Source organism: Burkholderia sp. WP9 (assembly GCF_900104795.1).
Classification (GTDB): Bacteria; Pseudomonadota; Gammaproteobacteria; order Burkholderiales; family Burkholderiaceae; genus Paraburkholderia.
Window position 1 is genome coordinate 3,484,831 of the sequence record NZ_FNTG01000001.1, and the last position, 15,497, is coordinate 3,500,327.

At 62.1% G+C, this 15,497-nt stretch carries 11 protein-coding genes; 3 read left to right on the plus strand and 8 right to left on the minus strand.

Annotated features, from left to right (window positions below):
* Positions 1 to 9: 9 nt before the first annotated feature.
* Complete coding sequence (locus BLW71_RS15520) at positions 10 to 2,802, minus strand: type VI secretion system Vgr family protein (protein ID WP_091797347.1); 2,793 nt, start codon at positions 2,800 to 2,802, stop codon at positions 10 to 12.
* Between the two features lie 725 nt (positions 2,803 to 3,527).
* On the opposite strand from BLW71_RS15520, the gene BLW71_RS15525 reads away from it, so the two are divergent.
* On the plus strand, positions 3,528 to 5,390 hold the full coding sequence (locus BLW71_RS15525) for a glycosyltransferase 87 family protein (RefSeq protein WP_091800909.1): 1,863 nt from the start codon (positions 3,528 to 3,530) through the stop codon (positions 5,388 to 5,390).
* A gap of 124 nt (positions 5,391 to 5,514) precedes the next feature.
* Entirely contained in the window at positions 5,515 to 6,102 is a 588-nt protein-coding gene (locus tag BLW71_RS15530; protein ID WP_091797350.1) for a LysE family translocator, read from the plus strand.
* Positions 6,103 to 6,123: 21 nt separating this feature from the next.
* Here BLW71_RS15530 and BLW71_RS15535 read toward each other — a convergent pair whose 3' ends face one another.
* From BLW71_RS15535 to cadR, 6 genes are all read right to left on the minus strand, one after another.
* Complete coding sequence (locus tag BLW71_RS15535; protein ID WP_091797353.1) at positions 6,124 to 6,969, minus strand: helix-turn-helix transcriptional regulator; 846 nt, start codon at positions 6,967 to 6,969, stop codon at positions 6,124 to 6,126.
* A gap of 118 nt (positions 6,970 to 7,087) precedes the next feature.
* The gene (locus tag BLW71_RS15540; RefSeq protein ID WP_091797356.1) at positions 7,088 to 7,882 is read right to left on the minus strand and encodes an ABC transporter substrate-binding protein; all 795 of its coding nucleotides are present in this window, start codon (positions 7,880 to 7,882) and stop codon (positions 7,088 to 7,090) included.
* Positions 7,883 to 8,016: 134 nt separating this feature from the next.
* Positions 8,017 to 9,171 carry a pyridoxal phosphate-dependent aminotransferase gene (locus BLW71_RS15545; RefSeq protein ID WP_091797359.1) on the minus strand — a complete coding sequence of 385 codons (1,155 nt, stop codon included), beginning with the start codon at positions 9,169 to 9,171 and terminating at the stop codon, positions 8,017 to 8,019.
* Positions 9,172 to 9,467: 296 nt separating this feature from the next.
* Positions 9,468 to 10,871: an ATP-dependent RNA helicase DbpA gene (gene dbpA, locus BLW71_RS15550; protein WP_091797362.1), complete on the minus strand. Its 1,404-nt coding sequence runs from the start codon at positions 10,869 to 10,871 to the stop codon at positions 9,468 to 9,470.
* 55 nt (positions 10,872 to 10,926) lie between these two features.
* Complete coding sequence (locus tag BLW71_RS15555; protein ID WP_091797365.1) at positions 10,927 to 11,127, minus strand: hypothetical protein; 201 nt, start codon at positions 11,125 to 11,127, stop codon at positions 10,927 to 10,929.
* A gap of 101 nt (positions 11,128 to 11,228) precedes the next feature.
* Positions 11,229 to 11,660, minus strand: coding sequence for a Cd(II)/Pb(II)-responsive transcriptional regulator (gene cadR / locus BLW71_RS15560; RefSeq protein WP_091797368.1), 432 nt, complete (start codon positions 11,658 to 11,660; stop codon positions 11,229 to 11,231).
* Positions 11,661 to 11,739: 79 nt separating this feature from the next.
* On the opposite strand from cadR, the gene BLW71_RS15565 reads away from it, so the two are divergent.
* Positions 11,740 to 14,127, plus strand: coding sequence for a heavy metal translocating P-type ATPase (locus BLW71_RS15565; protein WP_091797371.1), 2,388 nt, complete (start codon positions 11,740 to 11,742; stop codon positions 14,125 to 14,127).
* Between the two features lie 56 nt (positions 14,128 to 14,183).
* Here BLW71_RS15565 and BLW71_RS15570 read toward each other — a convergent pair whose 3' ends face one another.
* Complete coding sequence (locus BLW71_RS15570; protein ID WP_091797375.1) at positions 14,184 to 15,236, minus strand: helix-turn-helix domain-containing protein; 1,053 nt, start codon at positions 15,234 to 15,236, stop codon at positions 14,184 to 14,186.
* Positions 15,237 to 15,497: the final 261 nt, after the last annotated feature.

Genomic DNA, 15,497 nt, shown 5'->3' on the forward strand with positions numbered 1-15,497 from the left:
GCTTCTCGTCTAGAGGTCCGGTTGCAGAATATCGACCTTCAGAAACCTCATAGCGTCGTCTTTCAGGGTTTCCGTAAGCCCATTTGCGTCGGTAACCCCTTCAATTACCCGTCCATCGTCCGTTGTAATGCGGTACGCCTGGTTTACGGCTGGCAGCGGCGCGTCAGGCGTATCACCGGTAAAGTGCAAGCGGAAGCGCTGATCCGTCGGCTTGCTATTAAATGCGGTTTTCGGCGCGCTTTCCGTTGACGGACCGCCCCACTTGTGAGAAGCCGAGAGCAGGCTGATGTCCCCGTTGGTCCCGACTGTCACGCCGCCGCCGATCTTGATGTAGCTACCATCATCCGCAACGAATCGGATCGTAGGACCGGTGACGACAACTTCATTCTCGTTACTGCTGATCAGGACTCCCTTTTGCGCACTCGCAGTCAGAGAATCGGTCTGGGACTGGACGGTGACGGGGCCTTCGCCTGCGATTGCTTGAATGCCCTTTCCGCGAGCAAACAGTTGCATCCCCTGGCCCGCGGTTGCGTTCAGGCGCTGACCGCTCATCAATTGGAGATGTTGCTGGGCGACCTGATCGATATTTTCGCCTGCGTAAGTTACGTGGGTCTTCGGCGTTACGTTGACTGACCCGGCCTCGGCGCCGAAAGCCATCAGCGCTTGCGAATTTCCCTCACCCGGCGAAGCCGCATTGCTACCGGGCTGCCATCCCTTCAAGGCGGTCGCGATCTCGCTCAGGCCTCGAGTATCCGCTGCAAGGCCACCATGTTGACCCGCATAGTCCCCCAATGCCTTGAATAACTCGGAGCACTCCCCGAGCAACTGAATCAGCTCGGCGCGGTCAAGTTGATTCCCGCTCGCCTGATTACGCGCATATGTCGTCAGCAAGATTCCCTGAGCTGCCCGCAAGGCAGCCGCCGCGTCGGTACGCAGTTCGGCCCCTTCTCCGCGCGGTTCTCCGTTGCCATCGGTGCGCGGCTGAGTGAGATACCCAAGGTTGAGCTGACTGAAGGCATGTTCGCTCGCCAGTTGGCCGCTGACCTGCCCGGGGGTGTCGTCGAATCTGAGCTGGTTATAACGCGCCGCCTTAATTTCCTTCGTCTTGATCCCTGAGATGTACCGGTTACCCGGCAGAGAGCCGGTATGACTGAATGCGGCAGGTTTATTCGGCCCGTTATGCAGGACCCCCGTCACGAACATCTTGTCAGGGTCGCCATTAAGAAAGTCCAGTGAAACTTCCATACCGATCCGCGGCAATGAAGTGTGGCCGAAGCTCTGGCCCGCCAGGCTCGTGGTGACTCGCACATAGGCGCTATCCCGATCCGTGCCGCTGGCCCCGGCACCTTGTGCATGAGTATGGTCGTCTGGATCAAGGCCCTGAATCTGCACCTTGATCCGCCCCAATTCGTCGCAATGCACTTCTTCGCCTTCGGGGCCGACCACGAGAGCGGTGATCGGGTAGACGCGGGGAAGATCGACGCGCGGGTCGTACACAGGCGTAAGTGCTATGCCGCGCCGCACGCAAGTGAACGTGTTGTCATAGCGGGTTCCAACCGCGTCCGATGAACTCGTTTGAGCAGACTTCGCGACAGTCGACAAGGGATCAAAGTGCCAGCGGTTGGCGTCGAACAATGCCTGCGCCCGCTCGTTCAGATCCTTGGGGAGATTATTCTCGGCCCGATGGTGCAAACCGGTCACGATAAACTGTCGCTCACTTTCGGGATGCGCATCGACTTCTGGATGACCTGTTAGCTCGAACCAGCGACCAACCGCGAGATCCCGCACGCCGCTTGCCGCATATACGCTAACGGCCCGCAATTCGTGCGCAAGCATTCGCGCCTTGCCAAGCCTGTCGTAGTCGCTCCACGAGTCGCCGGCGTGCGGCACGTCAATCACGCTATCCGATAGAAGTTGCGACAGATCGTTGCCCGTCGGGCCTTGATCGACGATATTGGACTCGGACGCCTGCGCCATGGTCCCCGTCTTGTAGTCCCAGCTCGCGCGCTGCACATTGCCTGGCACCAGTTGCTGCGAGGCCGACCACAAGGTGACCGAATCGCGCTCCTCGGTCGCGGCATCGCGGTGGTAGCGAATCGTGCCTGCGGCCGATTCAGGCAGCTTCATGGAATCGTCGAACAGCACCAGCGTGTGCACCGGCGTATCGCTGCTGCCGCTGTCGGACGGTGCCGCCCCACGTTTGCCCGCCGCAGTGAACCACGCTATCCCATCGCGACGGCAGAGACGCCGGATAAAGTCGGCGTCAGATTCGTGAAACTGGAAAATCAGTTCACGCACCGGATACTGGCTCCGGTTTATGCCAGACAGATCGAAATCAAATGCGCTCGCAAGTGCGGGGCTTTTCTTTTGCCATTCCCGAAGCAATATCTCAATAACATCCGGTACGTTCTTTGTGCGGAATATTCGGGTATTGACGCGTCGCTCCAGAACCGACAGGGCGTCGCGAATAGTGAGCTGATATGTCGCCAGCGATCCGTCGGATTGTCCCGCGCGCGCGTCTGTCACAAGCCCGCAAATCTGGTGTATCGCTCCGCGATCGGTTACGAGCTGGACAGAAACAGGTAATCCGATAAAGGCCTTGAGCGGCAGGTCAGCGCGTGTTGACACGCATGTCAGGTGGCCTTCGATACCGGCGCATAAACCCTCGCTGATGTCGATGCGCTGGATTACCAGCACCTGTTCGAGCGCTTTCTGAGCATGTCCCCACTGCAGGCGAATGGGACGATTGTTCTGATCGAGGACACCGGAAGCGAATGCCCGCAATAGATCCGCAGAATTCACAGTTAATCTCTTGGAGTTCTTTGCTGATCGACCTTAACCGCCGTCCAGCCTTTGATTGATCGTCCACGTCGCCCGGGTTCGTCAATTCATCGACCGGAGAAACGCAATTCGTCTGATTTTAGCAAACTCGATATTGCGCAACATGTTCGACACAAAATTTATCAGCCCCTCCAAACGGCCACTTGATTTCGGCGCTTAAAGAAAATAGAAGAATTCCTTTCTTCAATCGACCTCCAGGAAAGAGCGACTACAATCAAACTGCCAGCTCATTTATGCGGACTGGCTAAATCAAACGTCTTGCTCAAAAAATACTGCTCGTTCGCCCCGACTGTTTTCCAGCGACGTTGTCGTATTACGATGCTGCGTTTTATACCGCGTTATCCAGACCGTAAGCTCCGTGTCGCAAATCGGAGAAATCGGACGTATCCGCAGAGACCGGCGTGCCACAGGAGCACTTTAGGCGTCACCCGTTCGCCTCCCTTCGCTGTGGATCAGCTCACGATGGGACTTGCATCCACAAGATTGCGCCCATGCTGGGCGCACAAAGCAAAAAGCAAAAAGCAAAAAGCCCGGTCCTTGCGACCGGGCTTTTTGCTTTTCAGCCTCCCCAAAGGCACTGCAAGGTCCAACCAACCTTCGCGCGCCCGCCTTCCGATACCATGTCGGCTGCCCTCGCCGCCCTCCATGCGGCGCAAAGCTTTGCACTTCCCCGCACCGACAAAAACATGCACACGATCGACCGCCCCGCTCGCCGCTCCTTCTGGCAGCGGGCCTTGTCATGGGATCTCAACGATCCTCGCCTGAGCGCCGCCGCACGCGTGTGGGTCCCGGTCCTCTTCGGCTTGTGGTCGCTTTTCCTCGGCCAGGACCGCAATTGGGACGGGTTCAACTATCACCAGTACAACGGCTTCGCGTTCCTGAACGACAAGCTGCATACCGATTTCGCGCCGGCCGGCATGCAGACCTACTTCAATCCGATGCTCGACGTCTTCTACTACGCGTTGAACCGGACGTTTCCCGCGCCGCTGGCGGGCTTCATCATGGGCACGCTGCACGGCCTCAATTTCGTGCTGTTGCTGTCGATCATCCGGCGAACCCTGCCGCAACTGCCCCCCGAAGACGCGAACCGCACGCCTCTACTGCTTGCCGCAGCCGGCATCCTGACAGCGAATTTTCTGTCCGGCTTCGGCAATTCCATGGGCGACGACACGACCACGCTGTTCGTGCTCGCCGCGCTGCTGCTCATCTTGCATCTGTGGGACCGGTTGGCAACGTGGTCGGCGGCCACCGCTGCGGGACTCGTAAGCGCGGGCCTCGTCGCCGGCCTTGGCATGGGCCTCAAGCTGACCAATGCGCCGTTTGCCCTCGCCCTTTGCGCAGGGTTGCTGCTGTTGCCAGCAACACCGTTCGCGCGCGTGCGCGCCGCTTTCCTGTTCGGCGTGGGCGCTCTCGCCGGCTTGCTGGCTGCGGGCGGCTACTGGATGGCAGTAATGTGGCACACGTTCGGCAACCCGTTCTTTCCACAGTTCAGCTCGATCTTCCCCAATCCGCTCAGCCCGCCGAGCGGCGTCGCGGATCAATCGTGGCTGCCGAAAAACGCGCGCGAATACATTCTCTGGCCTTTCGTCTTTGCATTCGATTCGAAGCGCGTCGGACAAGCACGCCTGCATCAGATCATCTGGCCTGTCGTGTACGTGCTGTTCTGGATGCTGGCCGCCACCCGGCTCGCGGAGCTATTGCGCCGCAGGCCTCGAACCCGGCGACTGAGTTCGCGAGCGGCATACGTCACGACTTTCGTGGCGCTGGGCTACTTCCTGTGGATGATTCTGTTCAGCATCTACCGCTACGTCGTTCCGATCGAAACACTGACGCCGCTCGTCGCGTATCTGCTGCTCGACCAGCTATTGCCTTACCTGACGGCGCGACGGGTCGCCGCATGGTTGCTCTGCATGACGACGATGGTTGTCGTGGCCGGCGGCGTCGAGACTTGGGGACACGAGCGCTGGGCAAGGTCGGCCTTCCGTGCCGATGTGCCCGCTTTGACTAGCCCTCAGAACACGACGGCGGTTATTGTCGGCGGGAATCCGCCATGGGGCTGGATCGTGCAGTTCTTTCCCGTGTCGGTCTCGTTCACGCAGATCGACGGCAGCTTTCCCTACTCGCCGCAATTCGATCAGCACATAGCGGAGCTTGTGCGTTCTCGCGGCGGTCCCGCGTATGCGATCATCGAAGGCCGACATAACTGGCGCGTCGACAACGTGGCGAAGATGGATCGGATCGCCAACGCCATCGGACTAACGGAGGGCGTGAAAGGCTGCAACACGATACAAGCCGCGATCGATCGCCTGCACCTTCACGCGAGCCTGCAATGGACGCCAAACGCCGCCGACAATCGCATGTGCCGGCTCGACATCCGCCACGATGACGTGCGCGACGTGGCCGCGGAGAATGCTCAACTGATCGAACAGGCGCGTCCTGTTCTGGAGCGGCATGGCTTCACCATCGACGCCAATTCCTGCGCCACTTACCGCGCCTATGTCGGCCAAGGCGTCTTTCCGTACCAATGGTGCGGCATCACGCATCGCTAAAACCGCAAGGCCCGGGGCGCAACATCACGGGCCGGCCATAGCAATTTCCTTCAATACACCCGGCACCCTCGCCCGATACCTTTGAGCGCCGCAGATCCTGCGCACTTCCGTATCGAGGCTTCCGATGACCGCACTGCTCTCCATGGCCGCATTCGCGCTGGCCTGTTCTATTTCACCGGGCCCGGTGAATGTCGTCGCGCTCAGCGCCGGCGCGCAACATGGCCTGGCCGCGAGCATGCGGCATGTCACCGGCGCGACCGTCGGCTTCACTGTGCTGCTTCTGCTGATTGGCCTCGGGCTGCATGAACTGCTCGCCCGTTTCCCCGACCTGATCGCCATAGTCAAATGGGCCGGCGTGGGATTCCTGCTCTACATGGCCTACAAACTCGCTGTCGACGACGGCCAGCTCGGCGCGGACAAGCCGGCGCGCGGACCGTCCTTCGCCTACGGCGCGGCCATGCAATGGCTCAATCCGAAAGCCTGGCTCGCATCGCTGGCCGGCATGGGTGCCTATGCAGCCGACGGCGACGGCAGGCTCATCGCGCAATTCACCGCGATGTACTTCGTGATCTGCTACCTGTCGATCGCCAGTTGGGCCTACGCCGGCACGTTCCTGCGCAAATACCTGCAGCAACCGCAGCGGGTGAGGCTCTTCAATCGCGTATTGGCGGCGTTGCTCGCGGCGAGCGCGCTGTATCTGCTCGCAGCTTGACGCACGGCCGCCGCCACGGCTTCAACTGCGATACTGCCCCGGCGTCGCCGCGACCAGCCGCTTGAAGATTCTCTGCAAATGCGCCTGATCGGCAAAACCGGCGTCGAGCGCGACCTCCGCAATCACCCGGCCGCGCCTGAGTTGGGCACGGCTGTATTGGATACGCCGGTTGATCAGGTATGCGTGCGGCGTCATGCCGTAGCGCTGCTTGAAAGCGCGGATCAGATGCGACGCGGACAGACCGACCGCGTCGCAAATGTCTTCGAGTTTTAGCGAGCGCGTGCAGTTTTCAGCAATGAATTCCGCCGCGCGCGTGAGTTGACGGGTCGCGTCACGATCCGGCAAGACCGCCGGATTCAGCTTGTTTTGTACTTCGGAGAAGAAGGCGATAGCCGCGCTTTCCTTGCGCAACACGTCGGCGTTACTGTCGACGAGAATCGCATGCAGCCGGTTCAAACCGCCGAACAATGCAGCGTCTGTAGACATGGGCTGCGAGAACGCGTGAAACGCGTGGTTCTCGTTGAAACCCAATTCGTGTTGCAGTGACGTGAGCCATGCGACGTCGACATGCATCATGCGATACGACCAGCGCTCGCCGGCGACCGGATTGCAGGCGTGCACGTCGTCCGGATTCATCATGACGACCGCGCCAGCACCGATCCATTCACGCGTGTGGCGATTCAGATAGACGCTGCGTCCGCCGGTCACGGCGCCGATGGAGAAGGTTTCGTGCGAATGTTTGGCGTAGCAGACCTCGCGGCCGTCTTCGATGGAGCGCACCTCGATGAACGGCAACGCATCATTGCGCCAGAACCGCGGCGCGCAAGCGCTTTTCGCGTGAACAGCCGCCTGCGTGATTCCGCTCATCTGTGCGCTCTCCGATTATTGCGTAGGCCTCGCCGCAGCAAGGCCTACGTATCGTAGCCGCCAAACGCACCATCAACAAGCCGACTCACTAACAACATGAACCACGTCGCGCGACAGCTTATTTCGCCGTCACGTCGATATTGCCGAGATACTTCGCGGCCAGCGTCTTCACGGTACCGTCGGCCTGCAGCTTCGCGATCGCCGCATTCAGGCGCTCACGCAATGCGGTATCGCCCTTGCGAATCCCGTATGCAATGCCGCTGCCGAGAATCTTGTCGTCGCGCACCGGCTCGCCGACAAAGGCGTAACCGTTGCCGTTCGGCTTCGACAGAAAGCCGGTCTGTCCGGCCGGCGCCAGCACGAGCGTCGCGTCGAGACGGCCCGCCACGAGATCCGCATAGACCTGGTTCTGGTCCTGATACGGCACGACGGTCACGCCCGCCGACTCCCAGTGCGTCTTGGCGAAGGTTTCCTGAATCGACGACTGCAACACGCCCACGCGTTTGCCCTTCAGCGAGGCCGTGGTCGGCAGCAGACCGCTGTCACGCTTCGCGATCAACTGCGTGGGCACGCGGTACACGACGGTGGTGAAATCGATCGCCTGACGGCGCTGTTCGGTCGCATTCATCGCCGAGTTGATCGCGTCGAACTTGCGACCCTGCAGCGCGGGAATCAGCCCGTCGAACGAGGTCTCGACCCATTTGCACGTCATATGCGCAGCGGTGCAAACGGCATTGCCGACGTCGATATCCAGACCCTGCAACTCACCGTTCGGCCCCTTCGATTCGAACGGCGGATACTGCGCTTCGAGGCCGAAACGCAGCGTCGAGGTCTCGGCGGCGTTCGCGGCGGACGACGCGGCGAGCGAAGCAAAAGCACAGGCCAGTGCCAATAGAGGCTTGAGCAATTTCATAGCAGGTCCCTTTCCCTTCGATTTATTGTCACGCCGCACTGCGGCGCGCTGATGCGTGACGGCGCGACGATCATACTGCGGTCAAAAATGCCGCCGTCGCGTGCAGCCGCCACTTGCATCCGTGACTCACACAATCAGATCTCGCACAGACGGCGCGCGCCTTCGATCAACGTCGCATCATCCTTCGAGAAACTCAGGCGGATCAAGCCGGAGTCCGTACCGTCGGTATAAAAAGCCGACAGTGGAATCGTCGCAACACGTGCGTCGCGAATCAGGCGCAGCACGAAATCGCTATCGCTTTCTTCGGAGAAGCCGCGAAAACGCGCGAGCATGAAGAAGCTGCCTTCGCTCGGCAACAATTCGAAGCGCGAATCGCGCAGGGCGTCCGTGAGCAGATCGCGCTTCTTCTGATAGAACGCGGACAGACCGAGGTAGCTTTCGCGATTGGCCAATGCGTCGACGAACGCGTACTGCATCGGTGTATCGGCAGAAAACACCATGAATTGATGGACTTTGCGAATCTCGTCCATCAGCGCGGCGGGCGCGAGGCAATAGCCGACGCGCCAGCCGGTCACGTGATACGACTTGCCAAACGATGAAACGATCACGCTACGCTCCGCGAGTTCGGAATGGCAAGCCATGCTTTGATGCTTCGCGCCGTCGAACACCACGTGTTCGTAGACTTCGTCGGCGAGAATCACGATATCGGTATTGCGCGTAATGGCCTTGAGGCGCTCGACGTCGGCTTCGCTGAACACGGTCGCGGTCGGGTTGTGCGGCGTGTTGATGATGATCATGCGGGTCTTCGGCGTGATCGCTGCGGCGACCTCGTCCCAGTCCACGCGGAAATCACTCAAGGACAGTTTGATCGGCACGGGCGTAGCGCCCTGCAGGCGGACGATCGGGCCGTAGCTGTCGAACGAAGGCTCGAAGTAGATCACCTCATCGCCCGGATGCACCAACGCGCTGATCGTCGAATACAGCCCTTCGCTCGCGCTGGCGATCACGGTCACTTCGCTGGACGGGTCGTAGCGCACGCCGTACAGCGTGGCGACCTTGTCGGCGAGCGCTTCGCGCAAGGCGGCAATGCCGGCCATCGGCGCGTACTGGTTATGCCCGGCGCGCATGGCCTGAGCAACGCCGTCAATCAGTTTGGGGTCCGGCGCGAAGTTCGGCGCGCCTTGCGACAAATTCAGCGCATCGTGTTGCGCGGCCAGTTGACCGATCACGGTAAAAATCGTCGTGCCCACATCAGGCAACTTCGAGCGGGCTTGTGTGGCGCTCTGCATAAGGCTTTCTCCCTTTCTCCATCCGGCAGCGGATTCACGGACGGCCAGCTGCGCGGCGGTCCCTTCTGGTGTGGTGATTAGGCATCAGCCAAAGAACCGTCACAATCGAAACTTTGTCATGCGCCGCATGCGTTTACGTCATGGCTGACGCGAACCCGCGCCGCCACGGGCGAAGCCAGACAGATCGGTGCTTTCGGGGAAGAAACGAGGCCGCGTGAAGAACGCGTGAAACTGCAGAGGTATGACGTAATGTGATGCGCCCGGCCACGAGTGGAGCGCTCGCGGCCGGCGTTGCCTTAGGCGTCGTCCATCAGGCGGACTTTGACTTTTTTGCCCTTCACCTTGCCGGCGCTGAGCTTGCGCAACGCATCGCGCGCGATACTGCGCTCCACCGCCACGTAGGTGGACATTTCCGTCACGTTGATCTTGCCGATCTGCGAGCCGGCGAAACCCGCCTCGCCGGTCAGCGCGCCGAGCACGTCGCCGGGGCGGATCTTTTCCTTGCGCCCGCCGAGAATCTGCAACGTTTCCATGGGCGGCAACAGTCGCTCGTTGCTCGCCGCTGTCAGTTCGGACAGCTTGTGCCACTCGACCTCGCGCTTTTGCGCCTGTTCGAGACTGCCGACGCGGCCCATCTCGTTCATGCTCGCGAGACTCAGCGCCCAGCCTTCCTGATCGGCGCGGCCCGTGCGGCCGATGCGGTGCACGTGCACTTCCGGATCCGGCGTCACGTCGACGTTGATCACCGCTTCGAGCTGCGCGATGTCGAGACCGCGCGCGGCGACATCCGTCGCTACCAGCACCGAGCAACTGCGATTGGCGAACTGGATCAGCACCTGATCGCGTTCACGCTGGTCGAGTTCGCCATGCAGCGCGAGCGCATGAAATCCCTGCGCGCGCAGCACGTCGAGCAGATCGCGGCATTGCTGCTTGGTATTGCAGAACGCCAGCGTGCTCACCGGGCGATAGTGGTTCAGCAGCAGACCGACCGCGTGCAGACGCCCGTCTTCGGTCACTTCATAGAAGCGCTGACGGATCTTGGTGTTGTCATGCCGCTCGGCGAGTTTGACTTCCTTCGGATTACGCAAGAATTGCTGGCTCAGTTTGACAATGCCTTCGGGATACGTCGCCGAGAACAGCAGCGTTTGCCGTTCTTTCGGGCACTGCTTCACCACGGTCGCGATATCGTCGAAGAAACCCATGTCGAGCATGCGGTCCGCTTCGTCGAGCACCAGCGTGTTGAGCGACTGCAGCGGCAGGCTCCCGCGCTCCAGGTGATCCATGATGCGGCCCGGCGTGCCGACCACGATGTGCGCGCCGTGTTCGAGACTCGCCGTTTGCGGACGCATGGGCGTGCCGCCGCACAACGTCAGCACCTTGATGTTTTCTTCGGCGCGCGCAAGGCGCCGGATTTCCTGCGTGACCTGATCGGCGAGTTCGCGCGTCGGGCACAGCACCATGGCTTGCACGGCGAAGTTGCGCGCGTCGAGGCGCGCCAGCAGCGCGAGCGAAAACGCCGCGGTTTTGCCGCTGCCGGTTTTCGCCTGGGCGATCAGGTCGTGGCCGGCGAGCGCGATGGGCAGGCTCGCGGCCTGAATCGGCGTCATCTCGACATAACCGAGCTGGGTCAGGTTGGCGAGCGTCGCGGGCGGCAGCGGTAGCTGGCTAAACGGCGCGCCGGCGGTGGTGGGACTGTTCATAGGTGTGATGGCTCGCAATCGGCTGGAGTCGGCAAGAGGCTGCTGAAGGCAAAAACTATTCGGCCATGGGGCCGGGGGCGGGACGGCCTTCGATCTGCTCGTACAACACCGAGCCGTCGTCCCCGTCGAAACGCTCGACGTAATTGCGCGCGCCGCACATCGGGCAACGGAACAGGAGGCCCTGCCCTTCGTTCTTGATGACGACGTCCGATTGCTCCCACTGGGCTTCGCAGGATTGATTTCTACAGGTAAACACGTTGCTTCTCCAACTGGATTCGATTGTTGATCCGGCGGGCCGCACGAGCGGCCCAGCCGTGAATGGGTCGCGGCCGTCGAGGTGACGACGGCCGAAGGCTATCAACCCAGGTGCGTATGCCGCGCACGCGGCGCGCTCACATCCATTTCGTTGAGCCCGTGCACGATGCCGCAATCTTCCACGGCCTGTTCGCCGTGGCATTGCTCGCGCAAGGTGGTCAATTGCACTTTGAGCTGCTTCAGTTCGTCGATGCGGGTGTCGACGTGCGCAATGTGCTCGTCGATCAAGGCATTGATGCCGCCGCAGCCGGTGGCCGGCGCGTCGGTCAGACGCAGCAACGCACGGATTTCGTCGTGCGTCATGTCGAGCGCGCGGCAATTACGGATGAAACGCAGCCGTTCGACGTGCTTTGCCGTGTAACTGCGGTAATTGGCCTCCGTGCGCTCCGCTTCCGGCAACAGGCTCTCTTTCTCGTAGAAACGGATGGTTTCGGTCGTGCAATGGGCGATTTTCGCCAATTCGCCGATTTTCATGGACCCTCCGGATGGCGGCCTTGACCTTGTAGTGGCTTCAAGGTGTTTACTAGACCACAAATCGAACCAGGAAGCCACCATGCCTCAAGCCAACCACGCCGAAACCGACCGACTGGAACGGGTGAAAGCCTGCACCGACGGCCACGACGGCCATGCCCATGCGCACGAACCGGCTCATGGTCACGGCGCGAAGTGCGACCATGGCCACGAAGACCACGCTCATGACCATGACGGTGACCACGATCTCTGCAACGACCACGGCCACCATCGCCACGCTCACAGTCCCGCCGACACACCTTGTTGCGCGACGGCGGGAGCCGCGTCGGCACCGGTCCGGCTGCCGCAACCGGAAGCCGTCGGCAGCGACCTGCGCACCGCCATCCGCATCATGCAGATGGATTGCCCAACCGAAGAAGCGCTGATCCGCAAGAAATTCAACCGCATGCCGCACGTGCGCAGCATGGACTTCAACCTGATGCAGCGGGTCTTGACGGTGGTCCACGCGCCCGAGGCGCTCGACTCGATCCTCGCCGCGCTCCGTTCGCTCGATTTCACGCCGGAACTGGCGGACGCCGATCCGCACGCACCGCCCACCGCAGCTCCGCACACGCCGCCCAAGCCGTGGTGGCCGCTGGTGCTCGCCGGTGTGGCCGCGGCCGGCTCAGAGGCCGCAGGCTGGCTCGGCACGCCGGTCTGGGTGTCTGCGGCTCTGGCGATCGTCGCCATCCTCTCCTGCGGCCTCACGACGTACAGGAAGGGCTGGCTTGCGATCCGCAACGGCAACCTGAACATCAACGCGCTGATGAGCATCGCGGTGACCGGCGCGCTGATCCTGCGGCAATGGCCGGAAGCCGCCATGGTGATGGTGCTCTTCACCATCGCCGAACTGATCGAGGCGAAGTCGCTCGACCGCGCCCGCAATGCGATCCAGGGCCTGATGCAACTCACGCCCGACCAGGCCAGCGTGCAACAGCCCGACGGCAGCTGGCGGTCCATCGACCTCAAGGCGATTGCGCCCGGCGCCCTGGTCCGCGTAAAGCCGGGCGAGCGGATCGCGCTCGACGGCGAGATCGTGGCGGGCCGCTCGAGTGTGAATCAGGCGCCGATCACCGGCGAAAGCCTGCCGGTCGACAAGGAGACGGGCGACGCGGTGTTCGCCGGCACGATCAACCAGACCGGCTCGTTCGACTATCGCGTCAGCGCCGCCGCTGGCAATACGACGCTCGCCCGCATCATCCATGCAGTCGAAGAAGCGCAGGCCACCAAGGCGCCGACGCAGCGCTTCGTCGATCAGTTCGCTCGCGTGTATACGCCGATCGTGTTCGCCGTCGCGCTCGCCGTAGCCATCGTGCCGCCGCTTCTCTTCGGCGGATCGTGGCAAGCGTGGATCTACAAGGCGCTGGTGATGCTGGTGATCGCGTGCCCGTGCGCGCTCGTGATCTCGACGCCGGTGACGATCGTCAGCGGTCTCGCCGCGGCCGCCCGCAAAGGCATTCTGATCAAGGGCGGCGCATTTCTCGAACGGGGCCGCAAGCTGACCCGGCTCGCGCTCGACAAAACCGGCACGCTCACCCACGGCAAGCCCGTGCAAACCGAGTTCGAGATACTTGCCGAGGTCGACGCCGTCCGTTGCCGCGCGCTCGCGGTGAGCCTCGCGGGACGCTCGGATCATCCGGTATCCATGGCGCTTGCGGCGGCCGCGAAGGCCGACGGCGTCAGCCATCTGACGGTCGACGCCTTCGAGGCGCTCGCGGGACGCGGCGTGCGCGGTGAGATCGACGGCTTGCGCTATTGGCTCGGCAATCATCGGTTGATCGAAGAACTCGGACGCTGCTCGGCGTCGCTCGAATCACGGCTCGACGTGCTTGAACGCCAGGGCAAGACCGTGGTGATGCTGGCGGACGCCGAACGCGTGCTGGCCCTGTTCGCGGTCGCCGATACGGTGAAGGAGACGAGCCGCGCCGCCATCGCCGAATTGCAGCGCCTCGGCTTGAGCACGGCGATGCTGACCGGCGACAACCCGCACACCGCCGCCGCGATCGCGCAGCAGGTCGGTATCGACGAAGCGCGCGGCAATCAGTTGCCGGAAGACAAGCTCAACGCGGTCGCGCAGTGGTCGAAGGGTCACGCGACAGTCGGCATGGTCGGCGACGGCATCAACGACGCGCCCGCCCTGGCACGCGCCGACATCGGCTTCGCGATGGGCGCGATGGGCACCGACACGGCAATCGAAACCGCCGACGTCGCGTTGATGGACGACGACCTGCGCAAAATTCCGGCATTCATTCGCCTGTCGAAGGCGACGCATTCGGTGTTGGTGCAGAACATCACGCTTGCATTGGGCATCAAGAGCGTGTTCCTCGTGTTGACCGTGATCGGCCTCGGCACAATGTGGATGGCCGTTTTCGCCGATGTCGGCGCGAGCCTGCTGGTGGTCGCGAACGGGTTGCGGCTGTTGCGCAAGTGACGGCATAGCCAGTTTTGCAGTTGCGGTGCAGCGCACGGCGCTTGCAGCCGGCCAGGTCAGTGCGCGACCGCGTTCACCGCGCCGGCCGTCTCCCCGTGAGCGCCGATCGCCGCCTTCAACGTATCCGACGGCCGCATGCCGAAGAGCTTCCGGTAATCGGTCGCGAACTGGCTCAGGTGCCAGAAGCCCCACGCCGCCGCGACGTCCTGCACCGAGCGCGTTGCGCTCGACAGATCGCGCCGCGCGCCATTCAGGCGAATCGCGCGCAGATACGTGGCGGGCGCCATGCCGAGCACGTCCTGAAAACAGTATTGCAGCGTGCGCCGGCTGACATGCAACTGCTCGCACAACTCCGGCACGCTCACCGCGCGGTCGCGATTGAACAGCACATAGTCGCGCGCTTCCGACACGATCGACTGCCGACGCGGCCGCGTCGGCATCACAACCTGCTCCGAAGCTGACTCCAAAGCGGGCAACGCACCGACGTCGAACAGCGAAGCCAGCACCGCGGCCTGCAGATTGTTGCGAGCAACCGAAGACAGCGGCGCGCCGCGCACGGCGCCATCGTCGAGCAACTGACGCAGCGTGGCGCACAACTGTTCCTTGCGCGCCATGCCGATCGGCACGACCTGCGTATTCGGCACGGGGTCGGCCAGACCGATGCGCTCCACTTGCTCCGCGTAACGGCGCAGCACCTCCCCTTTGACCACCACACCGAAAATCTCGTAACCCGCGGAGGTCAGCAGCTCAAATTCGATCCCGCCCGGACGGAACGCGAGCGCGTCGCCGGCGATCACTTGCGCGTCGATGCGGCCGGAACCGGCGGGGCAAGTCGGAATGCCAAACCAATAGGCGTCCTTTTGCACTTCGCAGGTTTGCCGCAGCGTGTGGCTGGTCGTTTCGACGAACACCTGCATGTGATCAAGACACAACTCCGTCAGGCCGCCGACAAAACACCCCGCCGTCAACTGGTCGTAGGTCTGGCTCCAGCCATGAAGATTGCGCGCCTGCTCGTCGGCATCATGGGCGACGCGGGTCTGCACGCAGAAGCTCGGCTGCGGCGTGAGCACCGAAGCGGCCAGGCTATCGCGGAAAGTGTCGATCGTCATACCGGATCTGCGCAAACGGAACATGAGGGTGACAGGGAAAGGCAATTCCCATGCCGAACGACTCAGGCGCCTCGCCACTCGAATCGTACCGCCAGCCCACAGGCCCACTGTTCAATGGATGAACAGCACTGCGTGCATTGCTCAAAATTGTGACGCCCCCTTGATAGCGACTGAACAATCTCGTGCGCCATGCCGTGCGCTAGTGCCTGCCGCGTGTGCATGGGTCACCAGCACGGTGCATTGGCACGCTTCTGGCTCTAC

What these genes read in the sequence shown, in the direction of transcription:
- cadR (WP_091797368.1), bottom strand. Translation starts at nt 11,660, where the DNA reads ATGAAAATCGGCGAATTGGCGAAAATCGCCCATTGCACGACCGAAACC.
- BLW71_RS15545 (WP_091797359.1), bottom strand. Translation starts at nt 9,171, where the DNA reads ATGCAGAGCGCCACACAAGCCCGCTCGAAGTTGCCTGATGTGGGCACG.
- dbpA (WP_091797362.1), bottom strand. Translation starts at nt 10,871, where the DNA reads ATGAACAGTCCCACCACCGCCGGCGCGCCGTTTAGCCAGCTACCGCTG.
- BLW71_RS15565 (WP_091797371.1), top strand. Translation starts at nt 11,740, where the DNA reads ATGCCTCAAGCCAACCACGCCGAAACCGACCGACTGGAACGGGTGAAA.
- BLW71_RS15540 (WP_091797356.1), bottom strand. Translation starts at nt 7,882, where the DNA reads ATGAAATTGCTCAAGCCTCTATTGGCACTGGCCTGTGCTTTTGCTTCG.
- BLW71_RS15530 (WP_091797350.1), top strand. Translation starts at nt 5,515, where the DNA reads ATGACCGCACTGCTCTCCATGGCCGCATTCGCGCTGGCCTGTTCTATT.
- BLW71_RS15525 (WP_091800909.1), top strand. Translation starts at nt 3,528, where the DNA reads ATGCACACGATCGACCGCCCCGCTCGCCGCTCCTTCTGGCAGCGGGCC.
- BLW71_RS15570 (WP_091797375.1), bottom strand. Translation starts at nt 15,236, where the DNA reads ATGACGATCGACACTTTCCGCGATAGCCTGGCCGCTTCGGTGCTCACG.
- BLW71_RS15535 (WP_091797353.1), bottom strand. Translation starts at nt 6,969, where the DNA reads ATGAGCGGAATCACGCAGGCGGCTGTTCACGCGAAAAGCGCTTGCGCG.